Genomic DNA, 24,701 nt, shown 5'->3' with positions numbered 1-24,701 from the left:
GTCCTCTTGGGCGCCGGCTTACCAGCGGCGCTCGAATTTCTTGCGTAGCACAACGGCAAAGGCGTTGAGCGAAATCAGCACAGACAGTAGCACTAGGATGCCACCAGCGGTTTTTTCAACGAAGGCCTGCTCCGGCTCGCCTGACCAGGTAAAGATCTGCGCGGGCATGACCGTGGCTGCCTGGGTAAAGGAAGCGCTGACATCCGGAATGAAGGCCACCATCCCCACAATGATCAGCGGTGCAGTTTCACCCATCGCCTGCGCTAGGCCAATGATCGAACCAGTCATGATACCGGGCATCGCTAGCGGAAGAACGTGATCACGAACCACTTGCCAGCGCGAGCAACCTACACCAAATGCCGCATGGCGAATGGAGTCCGGCACGCTACGCAGTGCCGTACGGGTGGCAATGATGATGACGGGAAGGGTCATCAGCGCCAGCGTCATACCGCCTGCCAGCGGAGATGAGCGTGGTACACCAAAGAAGTTGATAAAAATCGCCAGACCTAACAAACCAAACAGAATCGATGGGATCGCTGCTAGGTTGTTGATGTTGATCTCGATCAGCTGTGTAAAGCGGTTATCCGGGGCAAACTCTTCCAGATAAATAGCCGTCATTACGCCGATGGGGAAAGAGATCAGCAGCGTCACAATCATGGTCATGATGGTACCGACCACCGCCGATAAGATACCGGCGTTCTCGGCAATCTTCGAATCCCCTGAACCGAAGAACGTTTTGTTGAAGCGCAAATCAACCTGACCTGCAGCAACACGCTCATCGATTTCGGCTTTTTCTTCATCGCTCAAGCGATTACGATGCCCTTTCAGGTACTGATCCACTTCACTGGTGGCCAGCATCCAGCGCTGCTCAGAGGTGCCGATCATTTCTGGGTTGTTGCGCAGCTGTAGCGGAATAACGCGTACCACCGTGCGGCTAATCAGCGGCAGCAGCTCCTCCTCAAACGCTAGGCGACCATCCCGGCTCGCTTCTTCGGTGTAGCGTACTTCAGTATTGATATAGGCCTGCTGAAAAGCAGGTAGGCCTTTGCTCAGCATGTCAGCAAAGAACAGCACTAAGAACAGGCCTGCTAAGCCCAGCGCGCCCATGGAGATCCATTTCAGGCGTGCCGACTTACGGTGACGCCGCTTAAGCTGCTGGCTGATCTCGTCAAAAGAGTGGCTCATCGAATCAGTTCCTCGGCGTTACAGGTTGTTCACGCGGTATTTTTCACGGAAGCGGCGGATCATTAGTACAGATACCAGGTTGAGCGTTAGAGTCACAACGAACAGCACCAGGCCCAGCGCGAATGCTGACAGCGTCTCAGCACTCTCGAACTCTTGGTCACCCGTCAGTGATGCCACGATGCGTACGGTCACGGTGGTCATGTCCTCTAGCGGGTTGGCCGTTAGGTTCGGGCGCATACCCGCCGCCATCACCACAATCATGGTTTCACCCAGCGCTCGGGACATGCCTAGCAGTGCGGCGGAAATGATACCGGGCAGTGCCGCAGGTATGACCACGTCCCGGATGGTTTCACCTTTCGTCATCCCTAGTGCCAGCGAGCCTTGACGCATGCTGTCAGGCACAGAGTTGATCACGTCATCAGAGAGCGACGAGATGAACGGGATGATCATGATGCCCATCACGATGCCAGGGGCAACAGCGTTGTTGTAAGAGGCATCCAGACCAAAGAAGCCGGCAATATTGACGATAATCGGCGCGACGGTAATGGCGGCGAAGAAACCGTAAACCACCGTGGGAATACCTGCCAACACCTCAAGCACCGGCTTAGCAACTGTGCGCACCCGCTGTGGAGCGTACTCCGACATGTAAATAGCCGACAGCAGGCCAATGGGCACCGCCACCAGCAGGGCAATCGCTGTGATCATGAAGGTACCGGCGAACAGCGGTACCGAGCCAAACTGCGCGCCACTACCATCGCCGCGTCCGGCGGCAGCTAGGAAGCTCGCCCCAGGGTTCCAGGTTGTACCGGTAATGAACTCCCAGAAGCTGTGCATTTGGAAAAAACGCAGGGCTTCCGAAATGATCGAAAACAGAATACCGAAGGTAGTAAAGATCGATATCATCGCGGCGCCGGTTAGCACCCAGCGAATCACCCGTTCAATGGCTTGGCGAGCGTGAAAATGGGGCTTCACTTGAGCCACACCAACCGCCAAACCAGCCGCAGCGACCACTAAACTGGCTGCTAATAAATACATCGGCGGAATATCTGCGCCCAACAGTAATAACAGTAGCGAGCCTAGCGCCCCCACCAGCACCGCAGGGCCCGCTGTTGAGAGAACAGCAAACCACGCATATTGGTCAGGCTGTGCATACATCGCCGCGCCAGAAGCACGGACCCGCGCAGCCTTCGCTCGGCCCACAAAAAAGGCCACTAGCCCAAGCAGCAAGAGCACTGTGCAAAAGAGTAAAAGTAGCTGGTTTGTTTGCATCGAATTTCTCTCGCATCACCTAATGAAATCGTGTTGGCTGCTACTTTGGATTAAAAACATGACAGCAATATGACAAAGACAGCGTGACCCAAAAACAAATGGCCGGTAGCAAAGGCTACCGGCCATGTTGTCACTATGTGCTAGCGATTATATGTGCTAGCGATTATTCCAGATCAGCAGCAACCAGCTTAACGCGGTCAGCAACTTTCTGGCGAGCCTGCTCACGCTCGGCTTCCGGTAGCGGAATCAGGCCGATGTCTACCAGATAACCGTCAGAACCGATCATCTGGTCTTCCATGAACATGTTGGCGTATTCATACATCGGAGTGACTTCGTCAGCGTGCTGGTTCTTCAGGTAGAACCACAGTGAACGAGCAACCGGGTACTCACCAGAGCTGATGGCTTCTACTTCAGGTTCAACACCGCCAATGGTCGCACCCATGATGGTGTCCGGGTTCTCAACCAGGAAGGAGTAGCCGAAGATACCGAAGGCACCGGTGTCTTCCGCCAGACGCTGAACGATTAGGTTGTCGTTCTCACCGGCGTCGATGTAAACACCGTCAGTACGGATATCGGTGTAACCTTCTTCACCGTAGATGTCCATTTCGGCAGAGGCGGCTTCCATCACCAGCTCTTCGAAAGCATCACGGGTACCGGAAGTGCTGGGCGGGCCATAGATAGAGATGGCGCGATCCGGCAGAGAAGCGTCGATGTCGCTCCAGTTGGTGTAGGGGTTATCTACCAGTTCGCCGTCGACCGGCACCTGGGCGGCCACCGCCAGGAAAATTTGCTCAAGCGTCAGGTCGATCGGCTCGTTAGTAGCCGCCAAGCCTAGAACGATACCGTCAGAACCAATTTTGGCTTCGGTAACGTCAGTCACACCGTTCTCTTCACAACGCTCAAGCTCAGAAGGCTTCATGCGACGAGAAGCGTTGGTGATGTCCGGAGTGCCTTCACCAACACCGTTACAGAACAGACGAATACCACCACCAGAACCCGTGGACTCGATCACTGGCGTCGGGTAGTTGGTCAGCGCTCCAAACTCTTCAGTAACGTAGCTGGCAAACGGGTAAACAGTACTGGAGCCAACGATACGAATCTGGTCACGCGCCTGTGCCACACCGGCAACGCTCATTACAGCCGCCGCAATGACGGTAGTTTTTAGAATACGGTTCATGCGAAATACTCCTGTCGATGTAGGGTTCTGGCCTTCGCATGACGTACTTTGCACCGCTTCGATGACATCTTTATGACATCGAAAAAAAACAGCCAAACTTTTTGTTCGGCTGCTTCGCCTATAGCAGTAAGCCAAGCGCTGCGAGGGTGCATAACCCCAATGACAAGCGCTGCAGCAGTTGTTTATCCAATCGATGGGCGATGGTATCGGCCAGTGCATTGCCCAGTAAGACAGCAGGAAGAAAGGTAAGCGCCAGCTTGAAGTGCCAAACGCTGATCTGCCCTGCCAGCGCCAGCGTCAGCAGGGTTAATAGAGAGGTTAGGACAAAAAAGGCTGCTAAGTTGCCGCGCATGCGGTCAGGTGAGAAACCGTGCATGAGTAGCACAATGGGCGGCCCGCCGATGGCCGCCACCGTCCCAAAAACGCCGGAGAGAATGCCCGCCACAAATAGCGTGAAGCGGTTCACCGGCAGTTCGAAGCGGCATACCGTGACCAGCACAGCAAATAGCACGATGGCGGCAATTAACTTTTCCAGCACAACCATCGGCGCTGCCAGCAACAGCCAAATGCCCAATCCGTTACCCGGTAAGCGTCCAATCAGGGCAACGCCTATTTCCCTTAACCTCACCTCATGCCAGTAACGGCGCACCATCATCAAAGAGACAGTGAAACCAAACAGCACCAAAATCACCGGCACCAGCCGTGGCTCTATCATCAACAGCAGTGGCGCACCCACCACCGCCAAGCCAAAGCCCGTGGCCCGCTGTACAAAGGCACCTAACAGCAGTACAGCTGCGCAGGCTAACCAGCTATCCAAGGGCACCTCTAACCACTGCAGCAGGCTATCCATTACAACGCATCATCCACCTTTGGGGCTTGGGTTAGCATTCTCACACCGATATTACCCAGCAGGGCAGCACCTAACATGGTCAGCACCATGGGCCATAAGTGCTCAACCTGGAACAGCCCTACTAAGACACCTGCCAGCGCCCCACAGCTAAACTGTATGCCACCCAACAGCGCTGTCGCGGTGGCACTGATATGGCCAAAATGATCCAACAATGAAGAGATGGCGTTGGGCGTAATCAGACCAATCATGCCCGTAAACATCATCACCAGCGGCACCACCACATAGAGCGACGCCACGTTAAGCGCCGTGGCCAACACAAGACCCAGGGCGGCCACCAGCTGAACAGCCAGTCCTAAGCGCAGGTTCTGCTGTGGTGTGCGATTGCGCAGCAAGTGAATATTGACGCGATTGGAGAGTGCAATCACCACCACGTTGACCCCAAACACCAGTGGGTAGACGCTTGGCGAAAGCGAAAAATAGTCCAAGTATAAAAATGGCGATGCGGTCACAAAGGCAAATAGCCCGGCAAACGAAGCGGCTACCGCACAGATATAACCCATGCCCTCTTTGTGGCGCAGCACGCTTGCATAGTTGCGGATCACTTGCCGAGGCGAGGCCGCGGGCAAGTTGATATCACGGGTTTCGGGTAGCCGGGTACCTAACAACCAGAATAGAAAACCAGCATACACAGCCAGGAAGACGAAGATCAGCCACCAGCCAGCAATGTGCAGCAACAAACTACCCACCGCCGGTGCCACCAGTGGGGCTAGCATCATGATCATGGCCATGGTGGACATCACCTTAGCCGCCTCACGCCCGCTGAAACAGTCACGCACGATGGCAGCCGAGTTCACCACACAGGCGCCGCCCCCTAACGCTTGAATAAAGCGCCAAACCAATAGCGACGTTAAGCTATCGGCGGTGGTAATCATTAGGCTGGCCAGCATAAAGACTACCAGTCCGCTCAACAGTACCGGTTTACGACCTAACCGATCCGAGAGCGGCCCAAAGCAAAGCTGACCCAACGCAAACCCAAATAAGAACATACTGATCGAGAGTTCAGTATGGTGAATACTGGCATTAATACTCTCGGCCAATATGCCGATGGCAGGCAGATAGGCATCAATCGCGAAAGGCGCAAGCGCTGTGTTGGCGGCCACCAACCAAGCCACCCGACGAGGATTAAGTTCCATAAGCCTCCTTAAAATGGGCATAAAAAAAGCGGCGCGTGCCGCCGAAAAGGTAGGCCGCTAATCATAATCGATTTCAATTCATTTGTCGGTGTCTGTTCGTCACGCGCGGCCCTTGCTAAAGTAACCCACAGGACAACCAAGGAGCATTGCATGGCCACTAGCCTATTAAGCCAATTAAAAGAGATGACCACCGTGGTGGCTGATACGGGCGACCTTGAGGCTATTCGTCGCTTCCAGCCCCAGGATGCAACTACCAACCCCTCTCTCATCCTTCAAGCTGCCCAGCAGGAAGAGCGCCGCGCTCGCTTGGCCAGCATCGCCAAAGAGAGCACCGATCTTGACGACGCGGTAGACCGTGTCGCGGTGGATATTGGCAGCGAGATTAGCAAGCTAGTGCCGGGCTATGTGTCGACAGAAGTGAGCGCCCGCCTCTCGTTTGACCGCGACGCCACCGTTACCAAAGCGCACTCGCTAATTGAACGCTATGCCCAGCATGGTGTCGGCCCTGAGCGTATTTTGATTAAAATGGCGTCCACCTGGGAAGGCATTCAAGCGGCCCGCCAGCTTGAGCGCGATGGCATTCGCACCAACCTGACGCTGCTGTTTGGCTTTGCTCAGGCGCAGGCCTGTGCCGATGCTGGCGCTACGCTGATTTCACCGTTTGTGGGCCGTATTCTCGACTGGCACAAAGCGCGCTCGCCGGAAGCTGACTTCAGCGGCGCCAATGACCCTGGCGTACAATCGGTTAAGCGTATTTATGACTACTACAAGGGTCACGGCTATCCAACGATTGTGATGGGAGCCAGCTTCCGTAACGTAGGCGAAATACAAGCCTTGGCAGGTTGTGACCGCCTCACTATATCCCCTGCGCTGCTTAACGAGTTAGATGAACTACAGGGCGACCTTCCCCGCCAGCTAACGCCCATGGGTGCCAGCAGCTCAGCAGAGCAGGCGCTAGCCCAAGCAGATTTTCGTTGGCAAATGAACGAAGATGAAATGGCGTCTGACAAGCTGGCTGAAGGCATTCGTAAATTCATGGCCGACCAGCGCAAGCTTGAAGAGCTACTTGGCAAACTACGGCAGAGCTAATTGCTTCCAGCCAGTTTGGGTAGCATATCCATCACACCCTCTTATCGACTAGGTAAGAGGGTGTTTTATTTATGTGCCACTGTAGATTGCGCTTCAAGCATCTCTACCAGCGGCTGAAACTGTTCGCGATTATGCTCGTTCATATGCATTAAAATGCGATGCGCCTCGAGAATACGCGTACGCAAGCCTTCTTCATCTGCAGGCTCAGCGGGCAGGTCTTGCATAGAAGAGTTAAGTGTTGCACTAGGCTGCAGAGGCGCTTCCATCAGAGTAAAAAAACGCGCGAAGCCCATCACGTCCAGCATTTGCCGTACATCAGGGTTATCAGCAATAATCGTCGGAGGCTGTTCCAGCCGCCCTTTAACCGCCATGGCTACTTTGGCCAGAAAACCCAGCGCCGTTGAGTCGACATTGGTCGCTTCGCGCAGGTCAATCATCACCGCCTGAAGGCCAGGGGTTTCAGCAAGACGTTGCGCTTGGGTATCTAGCGTGGCACATAGCGTTAACCGCACATCGCCACAGAGCTTTAACACAAAAACACCAGAGTTGAACGCCGCTTTAATGCGGCCCTCTTCAATCAGCATGACCAAATCCGCTCACCATCATGATTGTCAGGTCATCGGGTAAAGCATCGCGGTCCTGGTTCGCCTCATCATCCTCATCGCCCTCTATCAAAAGCGAATTGGTTTTGGCTAGCCGGTCGCGCAACTGCTCAAGCGTGACACTTTCGCTAACGAGTTGCTCAAGTTCCGTGAGCCGCGTGTCGAGCGTTTTACCCGGCAAGCATTCCAATACACCGTCTGAACACAGCCACAAACGAAAGTTGGCCGGTAAAGCACAGCTAAGCGCAGGATACTCCACATCTGGGAAAAGGCCTACCGGCATTCCCTCCCCGGTTAAGCGCTCCAGCTTACCGTCAGCCGCCAACAGCGGCATCGGTAGCTGTGCGCCGAGCGAATAGTGAAGAGTATGCGCTTCATGGTCAATAACACCGACGAATAACGTGGCATGCTTACCAATGTTGGTATCCTGAAGCTCACGATTCATCGCCGCTAACCAATCAGGCGGCAGCCGCTCTGGCGCTTGGCCATCCCACTCGCTTAACCATCGGTTGCACAAATACTTCAGCAGCACCGTGACAAAGGCCGACGACGCTCCATGCCCAGAGACATCGGCAAAATAGAACGCGCTAAAACGGTCGTTATAACGCTGATAGTCGAGAAAATCCCCCGACAAATAAAGCGACGGCGCAAACCAGTAGTCGTAATAAACGCCGTTGATCACTTTAGGATGCGCTGGCAACAAACGCCGCTGAATATGCCCCCCGCTTTGCTGGTCCATCCGCAGTAGCGCTAGGTGAGTTTCAAGGCTCTCATTGAGTTCAGCGAGACGTTCACGATCACGATCACGCTCTTGGGCTAAGGCGTGAAGCTCAATCGCCTTACGAATCATTCGGCGCAGCAGTTCGGTATGTCGCAGCGGATGAACGATGTAGTCCACCAACCCCACATCAATGGCCTTAATCAAGTCAGCATCCTGACGAGAGTCGCTGACGACCAGGGTTGGCAACCGGTGAGTCAACTGAGACCACTGCTGACGCGGCACTGCCCGGGCATGGGCCACAATCAGCGCCGTACCGCTAGGCAGATGGTCAATGTTCTCTGCAGCAAACACCCACATGCCGTCGCAGGTAATCGCCTCAGCCAGCGCATCGCGCTCGGGGCCGGGCTCATCGATTACCGCGATCAACTGCTTAGCGTGATCCATGTTGGGCCTCAATCGGCGAAATCGTCGTCACCGAAGTCGGTATCGTCGAAATCAAAATCATCTGTGGCAAACGGGTCTTCGCCAAGCACACCGTCATTCACCTCAAACTGGCGGCGCTGCAAATAGGCATCGCGGACAAACCGGTAGCGATCCCCCGAAATCAACGACTCTTGGTCTAACAAGCCCGCGCGAAAGTGAATAATATCGAGTGCCGTCAGGCCTGCACGTAGCTGATGATCGTCCATATATGTAATGGGATTCGCAGCGGAATCGGCTGGCAAGCCAGAGGCATCCCTGAGCGTGCGCGGGCCTAGCAGAGGTAACACTAAATAGCGCGAGTCCTCCCAGCCCCACACGGCCATGGTTTGACCAAAATCTTCTTTATCCGCGGTAATTTCCATGAGCGTGGCATAGTCAAGCAAGCCGCCAATACCCACCGTCGAGTTGATCAAGAATCGTGATGTTGCTAACCCCGCGTTGGCGGGTTTGCCCTGCAGCAGGCTATTGAGCGCGGTACGCACTTCGCCTAAGTTGGAGAAAAAGTTGCCAACCCCAGTTTGCACCGGCTCGGGAGTGACTGCCTTATACCCTCGTGCAACGGGCTTGAGGGCGTAGCGGTCCAGCACATCATTAAACGCGAACACACGCCTGTTGAAGCCCTCCCAAGGGTCCTGCGGGTCTGCCGTTACACGCTCTTGTGCAGCGTCCCCCTCTTGAGAAGACCCCGTACTGGCACACCCTCCCATGCTTAACGTGGCTAGCAACACGATAGGCAACAGCTTCTGCCATGTGCTTAGACCCTCTTTTTGCGGTGCCAACAGCCTCAGCATGCGATTTCCTCTTTCAACATAGAACGCTATTCCTAACATAACCGGTGATAGGCATCATCGGCCTATTACTGGCGACGTAGCACCACACTGCCTGCACTGTACCCCGCCCCAAACGAGCAAATAACGCCGATATCCCCTTCCGACAGTGCCTCACGGTGAAGGTGGAAAGCGATAATCGAACCCGCTGAGCTGGTATTCGCATAGCGATCTAAAATAATCGGTGCCTGTGCTTCGCTGGGTTCTTCACCCAGCACTTTACGTGCAATCAAATCGTTCATATGGCGGTTGGCCTGATGTAACCACATCCGCGTTAAATCCGCCCCCGACAGCTCTAATGAAGCGAGATGGTCAGTGATAAGCTTAGCGACCATAGGGCACACCTCTTTAAAAACGCGGCGCCCTTCCTGAACGAACAGCTTATCTAACGCCTGCGGATCGCTATCGGTCACGCGATTTAAAAAGCCCGCGTTATTGCGAATCGCATTGGAAAACTTCGTCACCAGTCGCGTTCCCAGAATTTCATAGCGCTCATCGGCCACGGCAACATCGCTATTTTCTAGTACCATAGCCGTACAAGCATCGCCGAAAATAAAGTGGCTGTCACGGTCTCTAAAATTCAAATGGGCAGAACAAATTTCAGGATTCACAATCAGCGCACGTTTAACGCTACCTGATGCAATCGCGTTCGCCGCCGTTTCCAAGGCAAAGGTGGCTGAACTGCAGGCCACGTTCATATCAAAGCCATAACCCGTTGTTCCCAGGGCCTGCTGTACTTCTACCGCGACCGCCGGATAGGCACGCTCTAGGTTTGAACAGGCCACAATCACCAGCTCAATATCAGCGGCATCAACCTGGGCCGTTTCTAGCGCCTGGCGCGCGGCCTGAGTCGCCATCTCACACTGAATAGACGGTTCATCGTTATGACGTTGAGGCAGTTTAGGCCGCATACGCTCAGGGTCAAGGATTCCTTGGGCATCGAGTACATAGCGACTTTTAATTCCCGAGGCTTTCTCAATAAATTCACTGCTGGAATAAGCCAGTGCTTCTTGCTCTCCACGCGCGATGGCATCCGCATGCTGGGCGTTATGGAGATCAACCCACGCGTTAAAAGCAGCGACCAACGCCGCGTTATCAATGGCGTTTTCCGGTGTATAGAGTCCTGTACCGGTGATCACTACATTGGTCATGCCTGTCTCCTTATTACGGCCTCAAGGCAAATAGCCGAAACCGTCAGTAAAATAGCGTATGGCGAGGTTGTCCACCCCGCTCTATCTAAGCCTAAGCGCTTGCTCGTTTAGCATTAAACGCTGGTAATCTCTTCCCAACGCTTTTCCAAGCGCTTCACGGATACCGGCATCTGAGTGCCCAGCTGCTGGGCGAATAGCGATACTCGCAACTCCTGTATCCACCAGCCAAATGAGACCAATTCAGGGTCTTCAGCGGCACCTCTGCGCTCGCTTTTTCGCCGCGCATCAAAACGTGCCTCTAGGGCTTGGACATCCTGCATCATCATTTGGTCACGGCCGCGTTCACGGGCCGCTTTATCGAGGCGGATGAGAGCCGCTTCGGTATAGCGCGGATATTCGCTAAGCCACTCCCCTGCGTCGCGAATAAAGCCAGGATAAACCAAGCGCTGCATCTGCGCGCTTACATCGCTGTAAACGAGCGCGAGGGCAAAGTTAAGCTTCCCTTTAAGCACTTTGGTCACCGCCAGATGCCCTTTAAGCGCCTCTTCAATGCGTGTCAGCAGCGATGCTGCATAAGGAATCAGCTCACTTTCGGTTGCCTTAAGCCGCTCGGTGAGCTCATTGGCAGAGCGTGGCAGCGGATGTGTTGCCACCACCTGCGTGAAGACCGCCAGCAGCAAATCATCCACTAATGCTTGTTTACTACCCACTTTAGCAAAGAGTAGAGCGCACTTTTCCACGCCAGGTAAGCGCTTGATGGCTTTCACCTGTTCCGGCCGCTTGGCAATGGCCAAGCGGGCCACGCCTTCCTGGTGAACCGCCGCAGCCTTCGCGGGATGATCAAAAAGCGCCACTTTAAAGCTATGGGCCTCGGCCATAAGTGCCGGGTAGGCTTCTACTCGGATACCAGCCTGAGTCGTTACCCGCGACTCTGGCAGCGGCGACTCCGGCAACTCATCCAGAGCGGGCGCTTGGCTTGCCTGATCGGCTAGCGCCTGAGCACCTGCACTCGCCGCCTCTTCGAAACGTCGCTCCAGCGCACGCACATCGCGTCCTTGGCCTAACGTTTTACCCGCATGATCAACGACCCGCACGTTCATAATGAGATGCGGCGGCAGCAGATCAAGACGCCAATCATCTGAGTGAACGCGAGTGGCGGTGCGGCGACGGATAAATTCCCCCAGCGCTTCGGTGAGCGGCCGCTCATCAGGCACGAGAGTCTCCAGCGCGGCATCGACCCAGTCGGGAATGGGTACCACTTGGCGACGAATACTTTTCGGCAGCGATTTTAGTAGCGCAATGCACTTTTCACGCAACAGCCCCGGCACCAGCCACTCCAACGCGTGCACCGGCAGCTGAGGCAACATGGCCGCAGGGACGGTGAGGGTCACGCCATCGTCCTCGGCATCTGGGTCAAAGTGGTAGCTGACCGGATACGCTACGCCAGACAGCGTTAAGTGATCAGGGTACTGCGCCTGAGTAACGTCGTGAGCATCACGGGCCTTTAGCGCATCGATATCAAACTTCAGCAGCGTGGGGTCTTGGCGCTCGGCCTGCTTGCGCCAGTGTTCAAAGCCCTTGCCGTTAACGATATCGGCGGGTATCCGCTCATCGTAGAAGGCGAACAGCGTCTCTTCGTCCACCAAGATATCCCGTCGGCGGGCACGATCTTCTAGCGCCTCTACCTCTTCGATCAGCGCACGGTTATGGGTGAAGAATTCTCCTTTGGTTTGGAACTCGCCTTCCACCAGCGCCCGACGAATAAACAGCTCCCGCGACTCCTGGGGCGCAATAGGCCCGTAATGGACACGACGGCGCGCCACAATCGGCAGGCCAAACAGAGTGACCTGTTCAAACGCCACGACCTGAGCACGCTTCATTTCCCAATGGGGTTCGCTATAGCTACTTTTCACCAGATGCTGCGCTTGGGGCTCGATCCACTGCGGGTCGATCTTGGCAACAGTGCGCGCAAACAGCTTGGTGGTTTCGATCAGCTCAAAGGCCATGACCCATTTGGGTGTTTTTTTCGCCAGCCCAGAGCCAGGGTGAATCATGAACTTGCGGTTACGCGCGCCGAGGTACTCTCGGTTCTCAAGCAGCGTACCCAAATTGGAGAGCAGGCCAGACAGCAGCGCCTGATGCAGCTTGCCCGATGTTTTTCGCCTTGCCTGCTTGGCCTGCTCTTCGCTCTCGTTCTCATCACGAGGCAGCGGCGCAGGTACCTCGATGTCCATATCCCGCAGCAATTGGCGCAACTGGCGGAACGTATCGTGCCACTCGCGCATGCGCAGGTAGTTAATGTAGTGGTCACGGCACCAGCGGCGCAGTTGGTTGCCCGATAACGCTTCACGAGCATTCTCGATGCCATGCCATAAATTTAGCAGCGCAACGAAATCGGAGTCTGGGTCGTGCCAGCGCTGGTGAGCTTGGTCAGCGGCTTGGCGCTTGTCAGCGGGCCGGTCACGAGGGTCTTGAATCGCCAGCGCAGAGACCACGACCAGCACGTCCCGCAGACTGCCTCGCTCTGCACCGGCCAACACCATACGGGCCAAACGCGGGTCAATGGGTAGTTTCGCCAGCTTACGCCCCAGGGCGCTAAGCTGTTGCTTATCATTTACTGCGCCCAGTTCAAATAGCAGCCGGAAGCCATCTTTGACAAAGCGGCCATCGGGCGGATCAACAAAGGGGAAGTCTTCAATATTGCCGAGCTTGAGCGCCAGCATTGAAAGAATGACCGATGCTAAGTTGGTGCGCTGAATCTCCGGGTCGGTAAACGCGGGACGTGACAGGAAATCCTCTTCGTCGTAAAGACGAATACACACGCCTTCCGCAATCCGCCCACAGCGGCCCTTACGCTGATTGGCGCTTGCCTGACTGACCGGCTCAATGGGCAGCCGCTGGATTTTCGCCCGGTAGCTGTAGCGGCTAATGCGTACAAGGCCAGGGTCGATAACATAGCGAATTCCCGGCACGGTGAGCGACGTTTCAGCCACGTTAGTTGCCAGTACGATGCGACGCCCACGGTGGGGAGCAAACACCCGGTTCTGCTCCTCATTAGAGAGCCGTGCATACAGCGGCAGAATCTCGGTGCCCTTTAAATCCGCGCGGCGCAGCGTATCGGCGGTTTCGCGGATTTCCCGCTCGCCGGGTAGAAACACCAGCACATCGCGGGGGCCATGCAGCCAGCCTTTTTCACGCTCGATTGTTTCGACCTCACGCACGGCATGCAAAATCCCCTCCTGCAGCGTGCGGTCATCCTCGTCCTCTTCGCTGCGCACCAGCGGGCGGTAGTGGACATCTACCGGGAACGTGCGTCCAGACACCTCGACCACCGGCGCAGGCGTTTTAGGCGAGCCGAAATGGGCCGCAAAGCGCTCCACGTCGATCGTTGCGGAGGTAATGATGACTTTCAAATCAGGGCGCTTAGGCAGCAGACGCTTGAGGTAACCCAGTAAGAAATCGATGTTAAGGCTACGCTCGTGGGCTTCGTCGATAATCAGCGTGTCGTAGCGCAGCAGCAGCGGGTCGTGCTGCGTCTCAGCCAGCAGGATGCCATCGGTCATCAGCTTAACGAGTGTGCTCGGCGAGCTTTGGTCGTTAAAGCGCACCTGATAGCCCACCTGCTCGCCTAGCGGCACGCTCAACTCTTCCGCCAGCCGCCCCGCGACGCTTCGTGCCGCCAGCCGTCGTGGCTGCGTATGACCAATCAGGCCTTTCCGGCCACGGCCAAGCTCCAGACACATCTTGGGCAGCTGAGTGGTTTTACCCGAACCGGTTTCCCCCGCCACAACCACCACCTGGTGGTCGCGAATCGCGGTGAGAATATCCTCACGGCGCTCTACCACCGGCAGCTCTGCCGGGTAATCCAGCGTCACGCGCAGGGCTTCGCGCTGCGCCAGCAGTTGCTTGGCTTTGTCGACTTCCCGCTCCACCTCGTTCAAGCCGCGGTCGATCGGCTTCTTTTCTCGCTGCCGACGCCGCAGGCCCGCCACACGACGCGAGAGCCGCTCCTGATCACGCAGCATAACGTGACTCAGCGACTCAGTGAGCGCTGTAAGCGAGGGGGCGTTGTCTTGTGGGGTATCGATGCGGGATGAGTGCGTGTCGGTGGTCACGTTAGGCTCGGTTCCATCTCAGAATAAACGTCGGCCCACTCGTAAGTGGGCCGACCATTGTAACGCTTTCGCGAACGAGACGCCTAACGCCCGCTTGACCGAGTGTTCAACCCTTACGGCGCATGGGTTGTTTCCTGGTCGCGCAGTTGGCGACGCAGCACCTTACCGACGTTGGTTTTCGGCAGCTCGTCGCGGAACTCGATGTACTTGGGCACTTTATAGGCCGTTAGTTCTTTCTTACACCAAGCGCGCAGCGTTTCAGCGTCAAGCTGGCTGTTTTTGGACACCACAAACAGCTTGATAGCCTCCCCTGCATTCTCGTCGGCAACGCCAACAGCCGCCGCTTCCAGCACATCGGGGTGGGCGGCTACTACGTCTTCAACCTCATTGGGGTAGACGTTAAAGCCCGACACCAGGATCATGTCTTTTTTACGATCAACGATCTTGATGTAGCCATCGTCCTGCAGCACGGCGATATCGCCAGTATGGAACCAGCCGTTTTCATCAATAGCGTTGCGCGTCTCTTCTTCACGCTGCCAGTACCCTTTCATGACCTGCGGGCCTTGCACGCAAAGTTCGCCCGGCTCGCCAAGCGGCACATCGTTACCATCAGCATCGACCACTTTCACCGAGGTGCCCGCGACCGGCTTACCAATCGTGCCCAGTTGAATCGCATCGTTAGGGTTGAAGCTGACAATCGGCGAGGTTTCCGTTAGACCATAACCTTCGGCGATCGGGCAGCCGGTGGTCTCTTCCCAGCGCTGTGCCGCCGCTTTGGTTAACGCCATGCCGCCTGAAATGGTCAGCTTCAACTTAGAGAAGTCGAGCTGCTTGAAATCGTCCCGATTGCACAGCGCGTTAAACAGCGTATTGAGGCCGATAAAACCCGTGAACGGCAGCCCCTTCAGCTCTTTAACGAAATTCGGCAAGTCGCGGGGGTTAGTGATCAGCAGCGAGTGGTTGCCGGTTTCCATCAGGAACAGGCAGTTCACGGTAAAGGTGTAGATGTGGTACACGGGCAGCGGTGCAATCACCAGCTCTTCGCCGTCCGTGAGATGCTCGCCAATAGCCGAGCGTGCCTGAAGCATATTGGCCACTAGGTTACGGTGGGTCAGCATGGCACCTTTCGGCATACCGGTGGTGCCCCCGGTATACTGCAGCGCCGCTAAGTCGTCCATATTGCGCTCAACGGGCGTGTGCTTTAACGATGCTCCTTTTTTCAGGGCATCACGAAAGCCCACTGCACTTGGCAATGAGTATGCAGGCACCATTTTCTTGACGTGTTTCACAACCGCATTAATCAACCAACGCTTAGGCACATCGTGTAAATCGCCCAGCTGCGTGACCAATACATGCTTGATTTCCGTTTTATCGAGCACTTTCTCAAGCTTGTCGGCCATATTGGCCAGAATCACAATGGCTTTAGCATTGGAGTCTTTAAACTGATGCGCCATCTCCCGCTCGGTGTATAGCGGGTTGGTATTGACCACTACAAGCCCCGCCCGCAAAGCACCAAATACCGCCACCGGAAACTGCAGTACGTTGGGCAGTTGTATAGCAATTCTATCGCCAGGCACTAAGTCGGTTTCATGCTGAAGCCAGGCGGCAAAATGGGCTGAGAGACGGTCAAGGTCGGAAAACGACAGCGTCTTCCCCATGCAGGTGAAGGCAGGCTTGTTGGTAAAGCGAGAGACCGCCGAGTGAAAAACATCCGTAACAGAGTGATATTGATCCAATCCTTCAAGCGCTGGTCCGCTTAAAATAGGAGTATTGGCGTGTTCGCTCATGGGCTATCTCCGCTATCCGTGTCGATGTGAGACCGACCTTGTTATTGTGGTGTGGTTGTATAAAGAGATTAAACGCCAACGATATACGACGTTTATGACACTGTAAAACGATCGATTGAAACTTGCGTTTCAACTTTAGCTTATAGTCCATCACCGGGACTTATCTTATGGACAGTATCGAGCGTTAATTTCTCCCTCTCTCCACACCAATAACTCCCCAGGCACCATGCGCTGCCATGCTTCATTTTGAGTCAGTGGCTCGGTGGCAATCACCGAGACAATGTCGTTAGGCGTGGTGTGCTCGATAAAATTGACCGTCATCTCTGCATCTGACAACTCCGCTTCACCAAAAGGCGCACGGCGAGTGATGTGCGCCAGTTTGGTAGAGCAGTAGCTATAAAGATGGACGCCGTCAGAAAGGAGTAGATTAAAAACGCCCAGCCCTCTTAGCTGCTCGCAGAGGTCATGGAGCTTTTCCCAAAGCGTTTCTGGGGCAGCCGGTGGCGTTGGAAACACCCGGCGCAACTCGCCCATTAACCAGCAAAACGCGTGTTCGCTATCGGTATTGCCAACCGGGGTGTAAACCCCTAAAGGCAGTTCCTGCCAATCACTTAATTGCCCATTATGGGCATAGCACCAGGGCCGCCCCCACATTTCACGAGCAAAGGGGTGCGTGTTGGCCAATCGCACGCCGCCTACGTTGGCTTGGCGAATATGGCTGATCACAACATTTGATTTGATGGGGTAGTCGCAAATTAAACGCGCAATCGGTGAATCCACAGAAGGGTGAGGGTCTCTAAATTCGCGATAGCCGCCCTCTTCATAAAAGGCGATGCCCCACCCATCGCGATGAGGGCCTGTGCCACCACCGCGATGTAAAAAGCCTGAAAAGCTAAAGCAGATATCGGTAGGCACATTAGCGCTCATACCCAATAGCTCACACATTGGCCCACCCCCTTGATGCCAGTCGCATTAACGGATAACCGGTTCGCGGCGGCGAGTAGGCTGTGGGTCCTCCACTTGGCGGCGGGCAGGCGTGTCTTCAACAGGCGCAGGACGACGCCACCACCACAGCGCTACACCAATCCCCGCGCCTAGGACTATTCCTAAGACTAACCAGAGCAAGCCGTTGCGCAGAGCAGTGGCACTGTTCTCAAAAACGCCCACGGCAGCGACCATAGCGGACGGTGCCCAACCGCTATAGAACTCACCCTCTTCGACCAGTGGCAGCCGATAACTGGCAGGCATCCACATCGCCCCCGCCACGCCCCATGTCACGATGAGCCGAGGCAAACGCGGCAAAAATGCCAATCCAAAGTAAACCGCTAGCAGCACCAGCAGTGAAAGACCGTAATAACTGAACCACAGCAGTGACATTGAGTCTGCAAACAGCATAATACCCCTCATGTGGGTGGAAGCACCCGACGTTGATTTCCCGTTATGGTACCTATCAATTTATGAAAGCACAGCCTGGTATGCACGAAGGCTCGCCCGTAGCGCGCTATTATCGCGCCGATGACCCTGAATGGCACTGGTTAGAAAACCGCGAAAGCGCTGATGTCAGCGATTTTCTTACCGCGGCCAACCAGCAGCATGCCGATTGGTTTGCACCGCTCTCCCCCCTCGCAGACACCCTTTACCACTCGCACCTAGCGCGCCGTGAATTGGCGGTGAAAAGTCTAGAGACAGCGCTTGACCACTTTACGTTCTGGAGCGAGACCGGCGCTGAGGATGATTACCCCTGCTGGTGGCGTTACCCAAATGGCCAACCTGAGCAAAAAAGCTGTTTTTTTGACGTTCGCGAGCGCGCTGCCGAGCAGCCGTTCTACGACATGGGTGATATGGCGCTCTCCCCGGATGAGCAGTGGCTCGCCTGGACCGAAGATACCCAGGGCGATGAACGCTTCACACTCTGGTTAAAAGCGCTGCCTAACGGCACGCCGCGCCAACTACTTAGCGATATCGGACCCAGCGTTTGCTGGGCAGAGGACCAAACTGCAGACGGCGCCACGCTGCTGTTTACCCGTTTCGACGATACCCAGCGCCCTGACAGCCTATGGCGGCTATGGGTCGCGTTCGCAGAACATGCCCCTATGCAGACACCGACCCTGGTGTTACGCGAGGCAGACCCAGAATTTTGGGTAGGCGTGGGTAAAACGCGCTCTAAAGCGTGGCTGATCATCGAGAGCGGCTCAAAAGACACCACCGAAGTTCTCGCCCTACCTGCCGACCAGCCCGAAACACCCCTCGTTTGCCTGCATGCCCGCGAGCCGGGCGTGGAAGTCAGCATTGATCATCGGCCAGGGGTCTTTTATCGCCTACACAACCAGACGGGCCCCCACTTTCAGCTGGATATGCGCGCCGAAAGCGATAACGCCAGTTGGCAGCCGCTGATTGCGCATCGCGATGACGCGACACTGGAAGGGGTTGATGCGTTTGAGTGGGGCTTGATACTGGCTGAGAGAAGCCATCAGGATGCGCAGGTACTGCTGCGGCGCTTGGAGCTGGATAGTCACCATCAAACGCTGCTTGATAGCTACATTGAGCTGCCCGAAACGCCCTGTTCACAGCTGCTGGAAGACTCGCCACACTTTAATGCACGCACGCTGCACCTGCGCGAAGAGTCGTTTACCCGCCCTCCGAGCTGGTATGCCTTAGACCTCGATAGCGGTGTACGCACGCTGTTAAAACAGGTGCCCGTTCATGGCAGTCTCGCTCCAGAGCAGCTAGTCAGCCGCCGAATATGGGCCACCAGCCACGATGGCGAGCAAGTCCCGGTATCGGTGGTCATGCGAGCAGACTTGGCAGGCCAGCCACTGCCCACCCTGTTATACGGTTACGGTGCTTACGGTGAAGCGCTGGACCCCTGGTTCTCGATTGCTCGCTTAGAGCTACTGGAGCGCGGCGTGGCCTTTGCTGTGGCCCATGTGCGCGGCGGCGGTGAGCGCGGCGAACCGTGGTACTTAGCAGGCAAGATGGCTCATAAAGAGAACAGCTTTCACGACTTTTTAGCCGCCCGTGAAGCGCTTGTAGCCGCCCATATCAGCCAGCCTGAGGGGATAGTCGCCTACGGTGCCAGTGCAGGCGGATTGCTGGTGGGTACTTGCATCAACCGTGCGCCGGAGGCCTTCTGCGCGGCGGTGTTGGATGTTCCTTTCCTGGATGTGCTGCGCACCATGCAGAACCCAGAGCTGCCGCTCACCACCGCTGAGTATACCGAGTGGGGTAATCCTGAGGCACCCGACGTGGCTGAACGTATCGCCGGTTATTCACCTATCGATAACATCCGCTCACAGCGCTACCCAGCGCTTTGGATTGAGGGTAGTTGGTTCGATACCCGCGTTAGCTACTGGGAACCCGCCAAATTCTACGCCCGAGTGAGCCAGGCACAGCAGGAGGCTGCGCCTATCCTGCTGCATACCGATATGAGCAGCGGCCACGGCGGCGCATCGGGAAGGTTTAAGGCGTGGCGCGATACAGCCCGCCAGGATGCGTTTATTCTGTGGGCGCTAGGGTTAGGGAACCGCTGATCAATTCGTCTTTAAGCGGCTGAAACGCTCATAATGGCACTTTCACTGCAGCACCTCCTGGCACTGAATTGCGATGTACGGCAGGGCTTCTTATTTGCCAAACCCATGGCATTTGAGCCTCTGACCCACTGGTTAGCAGTACAGCAGCAAAACGCGCTTTAACACAGCCACCAATACAACCACTCGCAGCGCCAAGGCGCTGCTTTTTTTACGCCATTTATTTTATGAAAATATTTTCCATAAAATAATTTTTACGGCATACTAACCATAAGTTTTATATACCAACGTCTATATAGCTGATCATTAGGAGTAACACGATGAAATATCAGGAACAGTTTCCCACCATTTGGGATACCCCAACGAAGCCCGCTAACACTCAGGCAACCAAAAAAACCGCTGCCAAGCCGCAACCCTCGGCTTTTAAAGAGGCTTTTTTAACGATTTGGGATAGCAGCAAAACGAAAACCGCTAGCTAACAGTGCATTCGCCAGCGGTCTAAGCGTACGCCAAGGAAGGCTACGGCAGGGGCTCAAACATGAAAATCACGACATAGGAAGAACGGCAATTATATGCTCTTCGAGTTGCCTTTCTGGCACCTCATCTTGGGACACAGCAAACCCTCTGACGCTGATGCCTTTTCGATGGACTCGTTCAGCATCGTTACTTAGTAATGGATGCCATCCTGCCAGCTTGCGACCTTCCGCCACTCGTCGGTACCCACAGGTTTGCGGCAACCAAGTAAACTCTTTTACCAGCGCTGGGGTCAGCTGGGTGCAGTCAGGCACGCTCTCAAAGCGGTTTTCATAATCGCTGCACTGACAGCTATGAGTATCCAGCAGGCGGCACGCTACGTTAAGAATGGCCAGCTCTTGCGTCTCATCATCATGCAGCTTTAGCAAACAGCACTGACCGCAGCCGTCACACAGGGCTTCCCATTCTGGAGGCGTTAGCTCTTCCAACGAATAGCGTTCCCAGAAGCGCTCGCGCAACGCGGTTTCCATCGTCTAATCACCCCGGTTAAACATTAACGTTAGGCAGGCTATAGCAGCCAGCTAATCTCAGCTTGTCTTACCATCACTGGTCAGCGCCTCCCGGCACTCACTCCATAACACGCTGAAATCCGCCTCTAAAGCAGTGTAGTCTTCACGCAGCCAGGGCACTAATTCAGCCAGACGGTTGGGGCCGGAAAGGCGCTGCCCGATGCCCGCCACCGCACGACATGTAAAATCAAAATCAGCGTAACGGCGCAACCAGTCGTGCTCAACCAGCACCGGCATCATCGTCGCTAGACGTTGTGGCGCGGGCCACGCGCTGAGTAATCGATAGCAGCGATCAATCAGCTGATGTTGATCAGCCCCCTCCTGCTGGCGAGAAATAAAATGATCCCACACAACATCCAGCGCAATGCCCGCATAGCGTCTTTGAGCCTGAGGAGCGCGCTGCTTGGCCATCATAACGCTAGGGTGCTGGTCTACCCAGGCATCAACTCGCCGATGGTGGCGAATGCCACAGGCAACGCTTGGCGACCAAGCAGAAAGGTCGCTGCCTTTCACGCCATCGGCAATCAAATTACCGTAAAGAAAGCCGTCGTCCCCCGGCTGAGCCAGCCATGCGTGGGCAAGAAAGTTCATCGCTTTTGCGCCACGCTAATGCGCCGATAACTCACGAGCGATCTGTCGTCTGAGCGCGATGAATGTCCAGTAAGTAGGGCTCTTTGGCAGGCGGCATTTGTAGGTAAAATCCCTGTTCCTCAATCGCAGCCATCACATCGGCAGCCTTCACACGGGCAAGCGGCTTATCAGCGGTCAGCATCATCGTTAGCACAGGAACCGGCTTACCAAAGGTCTCCATCAGCGCCTCAGGCACTGTCTCCATTCCTTTACGCTTATCCACGTAGAGGTACATTTCGTCTTTGCGCGAGCTTTTAAAAATCTCGCATAGCAGTTTTTCGCTCATAAAGATGACTCCTCAAGCGCCTGATGAATCGCTTGCGTTAAGCAGGTATCGCGCCAACCACTCAGTTCTTGTAATGGCTGGTGTGCAAGCCGCTGCATGACCAGCGCCTCAATATCCCGGCGACGCAGCAACATTTCCGGAGCAATATTAAGAGCCGCTGCTTTTTCGGCAACCACTCCCTTAATCGCCTTGAAACGGCGCTTAAATGCAGGCTGCATGGGGTCTGGCCAACGCGTAGGTAAGTCGCTTTCTGGACAGTGCTGGGCCTGCTTCACTAGCGCCAGTAGAGCATCGCCCTCTTTTTTGACCAGCGGCGGCTTGATGCCCTCAACCTCGGCTAGCTCATAGCGGTTTTTGGGCATTTTTTCTGCCACAACGAACAGCAGCTTATCGCTCACCAGCCAATTACGCGGTAAATCTCGACGGCGGGTTTCGCCCTCGCGCCAAATCGTCATTAGCCGGTAGGCCTCAAGCTGGCGAGGCGTCAATCGCCAAAGCTGGCGCTGGCGGGTATACCACTGGCCGTCGTTTTCAACGCTGCGTCCTGCCTGTTCGATCAAGCTGGCGCACTCGCTGTCCAACCACTCACGCCGCCCTAAGGCGTCGAGTTTTTCCGCTTGAAGCTGCCACACTTTAAGCAAGTAAATTACGTCTAGCGCGGCGTACTCACATTGAGAAGACGTTAACGGACGCTCCAGCCAATTAGAGCGTGTCTCCTCTTTGGGAAGCGTTTCGCCTACCCAGTGCTCTACAAGTTTTTGGTAACCCATGCCAGGATTTTCGCCTAAGAAGGCTTGCGCCACCTGGGTATCCACCAGCGGCGTAGGCAACACGCCCGCCCAGCGTTGGAAGACTTCTAAATCTTCACTGCAGGCATGCAGCAGCTTCACCGCGCTATTTTGCAATAGCGCTTTAAAAGCGTTGGTGCAGGGTGTTGATAACGGGTCGACTAAATATGCCACTTCATGACTGGCAAACTGAATCAGCGCCGGTATGGGGAAAAACGTATTCTCGCGGAAAAACTCGGTGTCTAAGGCAATAACGCTGGCACCGGAAACCTGTTCACAGGCGGCGTCTAACGCCTCGGCGCTATCAATCCATTGATACAAAGCAGAAGTTGAAGAGGACAAAGCAATCTTCCGGGTTGGCACAACCGCATCAGCGCTTGCGTTTATTATCAGCATTAATCGCTAGCAAAGGGCTGGCGACCATTAAAAGCGCGGCTTAATGTACCGCCATCCACATACTCCAACTCACCGCCCATCGGCACGCCATAGGCGAGACGAGAAAAGGATACACCGTAATGCGCAAGCTGAGAGGCAATGTAATGCGCTGTCGCCTCACCCTCTACCGTAGGGTTAGTAGCAAGAACGACTTCACGAATATTGCCTTCAGCTACACGGCTTTCGAGCAACTCCAGCCCGATAGCTTCCGGGCCAATACCATCTAGCGGTGAAAGGTGACCATGCAGTACAAAATAGCGCCCTTGAAAACCGCCAGCCTCTTCAATCGCTAGCTGGTCTGCGGGCGATTCAACCACGCACAACAGTGCATCATCACGGCGAGAGCTCTCGCACAGCGCGCAAATATCGGCTTCGGTGAGCGTACGGCAGCGCTGGCAGTAGCCTACTTCCTCTATCGCCTGCTGAATCACTGCGGCTAATCGCTGGCCACCTGGGCGTTCACGCTCTAGTAAATGCATCGCCATGCGCTGAGCCGTTTTTGGCCCAACGCCTGGCAACACGCGAAACGCGTCCATCAATTGCTCAACAAGCGGAGAAAAGCGCATGGTTTAGAACGGCATCTTAAAGCCGGGCGGTAGGTTTAAACCGGCTGTTGCTTCTTCCATTTTCGCTTTGGAGTTCGCTTCTACTTTGCGTACAGCATCGTTAACCGCTGCCGCCAGCAAATCTTCAAGCAGCTCTTTATCTTCTTCCAGCACGCTGGGGTCGATCGTCACATCGCTGACATCATGGCGGCCATTCATGGTAATTTTTACCATGCCCGCACCCGCTTCGCCGTGCACTTCAGCTTTGGCCACTTCTTCTTGAACGCGCTGCATTTTTTCCTGCATTTCTTGGGCTTGCTTCATGATGTTGCCCATTCCGCCTTTAAACATGCGGTCTTCTCCTAAATCATTAATAAGCGAGTTGGTAGCCGTCGGCCGTTAGGAACGTGGCTCTGGCGCTGGTTTTACGGTTGACTCAATTAGCGTAGCCCCAAACGCCTGCTGCAACTTCTGAATATTGGGGTCGTGATGCAACAGATCAACAGCCTGCGCATGGCGTTCTTGCTGTAAACGCTCTTCCTGTTGCTGGGGTGTTTCCAGCGTGGAGTCAAGTTCAGCCACGCTGAACTGAACCCTTCTTGGTATGCCGATCTCTTTCAGCGCTCGCTCAATGCGCACGTTATGAACCTCGGCCTTCATGGCGGACTGGCTGGGGTCAAGCCGCAGCACCACAGTGCCACCATCATCGCTTTCTAACTGGCAATGTGCCGCTAAGTTACGCGTCAGCCCGCCTAAACCTAAGGCGTCAAAACAAGCCAGCCACGCGGCGTGGTTTAAGAGATCTCCCGAGGCCAGCGATTTAGCCGAAAGAGAGGAAGGCGCCACATTAAAGGATGGAGTGGGCTCTGGCTCTGGCTCTGGCTCTGGCTCTGGCTCTGGCTCTGGCTCTGGCTCTGGCTCTGGCTCTGGCTCTGGCTCTGGCTCTGGCTCTGGCTCTGGCTCTGGCTCTGGCTCTGGCTCTGGCTCTGGCTCTGGCT

General features: G+C 55.3%; 22 protein-coding genes. 2 read left to right on the top strand and 20 right to left on the bottom strand.

Annotated elements, in window-relative coordinates:
- Positions 1–18: 18 nt before the first annotated feature.
- From pstA to AC13CY_RS09950, 5 genes are all read right to left on the bottom strand, one after another.
- Positions 19–1,185, bottom strand: a complete 1,167-nt coding sequence (pstA, locus tag AC13CY_RS09970) for a phosphate ABC transporter permease PstA (protein WP_044630111.1) — start codon at positions 1,183–1,185, stop codon at positions 19–21.
- Between the two features lie 18 nt (positions 1,186–1,203).
- Complete coding sequence (gene pstC / locus AC13CY_RS09965; RefSeq protein WP_172514351.1) at positions 1,204–2,454, bottom strand: phosphate ABC transporter permease subunit PstC; 1,251 nt, start codon at positions 2,452–2,454, stop codon at positions 1,204–1,206.
- Between the two features lie 163 nt (positions 2,455–2,617).
- On the bottom strand, positions 2,618–3,631 hold the full coding sequence (locus AC13CY_RS09960; protein WP_044630113.1) for a substrate-binding domain-containing protein: 1,014 nt from the start codon (positions 3,629–3,631) through the stop codon (positions 2,618–2,620).
- A gap of 118 nt (positions 3,632–3,749) precedes the next feature.
- Positions 3,750–4,481: a sulfite exporter TauE/SafE family protein gene (locus AC13CY_RS09955; RefSeq protein ID WP_083024534.1), complete on the bottom strand. Its 732-nt coding sequence runs from the start codon at positions 4,479–4,481 to the stop codon at positions 3,750–3,752.
- Positions 4,481–5,674, bottom strand: coding sequence for a multidrug effflux MFS transporter (locus AC13CY_RS09950; RefSeq protein ID WP_172514350.1), 1,194 nt, complete (start codon positions 5,672–5,674; stop codon positions 4,481–4,483). The genes AC13CY_RS09955 and AC13CY_RS09950 overlap by 1 nt, the downstream gene beginning before the upstream one ends.
- 150 nt (positions 5,675–5,824) lie before the next feature.
- Between AC13CY_RS09950 and tal the strand changes: the two genes are divergently transcribed.
- Positions 5,825–6,763: a transaldolase gene (tal, locus tag AC13CY_RS09945; RefSeq protein ID WP_483052491.1), complete on the top strand. Its 939-nt coding sequence runs from the start codon at positions 5,825–5,827 to the stop codon at positions 6,761–6,763.
- Between the two features lie 65 nt (positions 6,764–6,828).
- Here tal and AC13CY_RS09940 read toward each other — a convergent pair whose 3' ends face one another.
- The 8 genes from AC13CY_RS09940 to AC13CY_RS09905 form a co-directional block, all read right to left on the bottom strand.
- The gene (locus tag AC13CY_RS09940; protein WP_044630117.1) at positions 6,829–7,347 is read right to left on the bottom strand and encodes an STAS domain-containing protein; all 519 of its coding nucleotides are present in this window, start codon (positions 7,345–7,347) and stop codon (positions 6,829–6,831) included.
- Positions 7,337–8,530, bottom strand: coding sequence for a PP2C family protein-serine/threonine phosphatase (locus tag AC13CY_RS09935; RefSeq protein ID WP_172514348.1), 1,194 nt, complete (start codon positions 8,528–8,530; stop codon positions 7,337–7,339). Before AC13CY_RS09935 ends, AC13CY_RS09940 begins: the two co-directional genes overlap by 11 nt.
- A gap of 8 nt (positions 8,531–8,538) precedes the next feature.
- Entirely contained in the window at positions 8,539–9,360 is an 822-nt protein-coding gene (locus AC13CY_RS09930; RefSeq protein WP_483052490.1) for an MlaA family lipoprotein, read from the bottom strand.
- Between the two features lie 65 nt (positions 9,361–9,425).
- Positions 9,426–10,547: a beta-ketoacyl-ACP synthase III gene (locus AC13CY_RS09925; RefSeq protein WP_089675887.1), complete on the bottom strand. Its 1,122-nt coding sequence runs from the start codon at positions 10,545–10,547 to the stop codon at positions 9,426–9,428.
- A gap of 113 nt (positions 10,548–10,660) precedes the next feature.
- Complete coding sequence (hrpA, locus tag AC13CY_RS09920) at positions 10,661–14,572, bottom strand: ATP-dependent RNA helicase HrpA (protein ID WP_483052493.1); 3,912 nt, start codon at positions 14,570–14,572, stop codon at positions 10,661–10,663.
- A 203-nt stretch (positions 14,573–14,775) separates the two neighbouring features.
- A complete protein-coding gene (locus AC13CY_RS09915) occupies positions 14,776–16,449 on the bottom strand; it encodes an AMP-binding protein (RefSeq protein WP_058576302.1) in 1,674 nt (557 codons plus the stop codon).
- A gap of 165 nt (positions 16,450–16,614) precedes the next feature.
- Positions 16,615–17,394 (bottom strand): class II glutamine amidotransferase, encoded by a 780-nt coding sequence (locus AC13CY_RS09910; RefSeq protein ID WP_074210766.1) that lies wholly within the window; start codon positions 17,392–17,394, stop codon positions 16,615–16,617.
- A 27-nt stretch (positions 17,395–17,421) separates the two neighbouring features.
- Positions 17,422–17,844 carry a hypothetical protein gene (locus tag AC13CY_RS09905; RefSeq protein ID WP_058576301.1) on the bottom strand — a complete coding sequence of 141 codons (423 nt, stop codon included), beginning with the start codon at positions 17,842–17,844 and terminating at the stop codon, positions 17,422–17,424.
- Positions 17,845–17,906: 62 nt separating this feature from the next.
- On the opposite strand from AC13CY_RS09905, the gene AC13CY_RS09900 reads away from it, so the two are divergent.
- Entirely contained in the window at positions 17,907–19,979 is a 2,073-nt protein-coding gene (locus tag AC13CY_RS09900; RefSeq protein WP_172514344.1) for a S9 family peptidase, read from the top strand.
- Between the two features lie 542 nt (positions 19,980–20,521).
- Here the strand turns inward: AC13CY_RS09900 and AC13CY_RS09895 are convergent.
- The 7 genes from AC13CY_RS09895 to AC13CY_RS09865 all read right to left on the bottom strand — a co-directional run.
- A complete protein-coding gene (locus AC13CY_RS09895; protein ID WP_044630126.1) occupies positions 20,522–20,980 on the bottom strand; it encodes a YcgN family cysteine cluster protein in 459 nt (152 codons plus the stop codon).
- Between the two features lie 57 nt (positions 20,981–21,037).
- Complete coding sequence (locus AC13CY_RS09890) at positions 21,038–21,610, bottom strand: acyl carrier protein phosphodiesterase (protein ID WP_054641338.1); 573 nt, start codon at positions 21,608–21,610, stop codon at positions 21,038–21,040.
- Between the two features lie 31 nt (positions 21,611–21,641).
- The gene (locus AC13CY_RS09885) at positions 21,642–21,935 is read right to left on the bottom strand and encodes a YcgL domain-containing protein (protein ID WP_044630128.1); all 294 of its coding nucleotides are present in this window, start codon (positions 21,933–21,935) and stop codon (positions 21,642–21,644) included.
- Positions 21,932–23,065 carry a ribonuclease D gene (rnd, locus tag AC13CY_RS09880; RefSeq protein ID WP_044630134.1) on the bottom strand — a complete coding sequence of 378 codons (1,134 nt, stop codon included), beginning with the start codon at positions 23,063–23,065 and terminating at the stop codon, positions 21,932–21,934. Before rnd ends, AC13CY_RS09885 begins: the two co-directional genes overlap by 4 nt.
- Positions 23,066–23,118: 53 nt before the next feature.
- On the bottom strand, positions 23,119–23,724 hold the full coding sequence (gene recR / locus AC13CY_RS09875) for a recombination mediator RecR (protein WP_044630129.1): 606 nt from the start codon (positions 23,722–23,724) through the stop codon (positions 23,119–23,121).
- A gap of 3 nt (positions 23,725–23,727) precedes the next feature.
- Positions 23,728–24,054 carry a YbaB/EbfC family nucleoid-associated protein gene (locus AC13CY_RS09870; protein WP_044630130.1) on the bottom strand — a complete coding sequence of 109 codons (327 nt, stop codon included), beginning with the start codon at positions 24,052–24,054 and terminating at the stop codon, positions 23,728–23,730.
- A 48-nt stretch (positions 24,055–24,102) separates the two neighbouring features.
- Positions 24,103–24,701, bottom strand: a 599-nt coding sequence (locus tag AC13CY_RS09865; RefSeq protein ID WP_483052489.1) for a DNA polymerase III subunit gamma/tau C-terminal domain-containing protein, incomplete at its 5' end; no start/stop codon positions are given.

It is taken from the genome of Vreelandella sp. L-15, from assembly GCF_056857635.1.
This window is presented reverse-complemented; position numbering and strand designations above follow the sequence as displayed.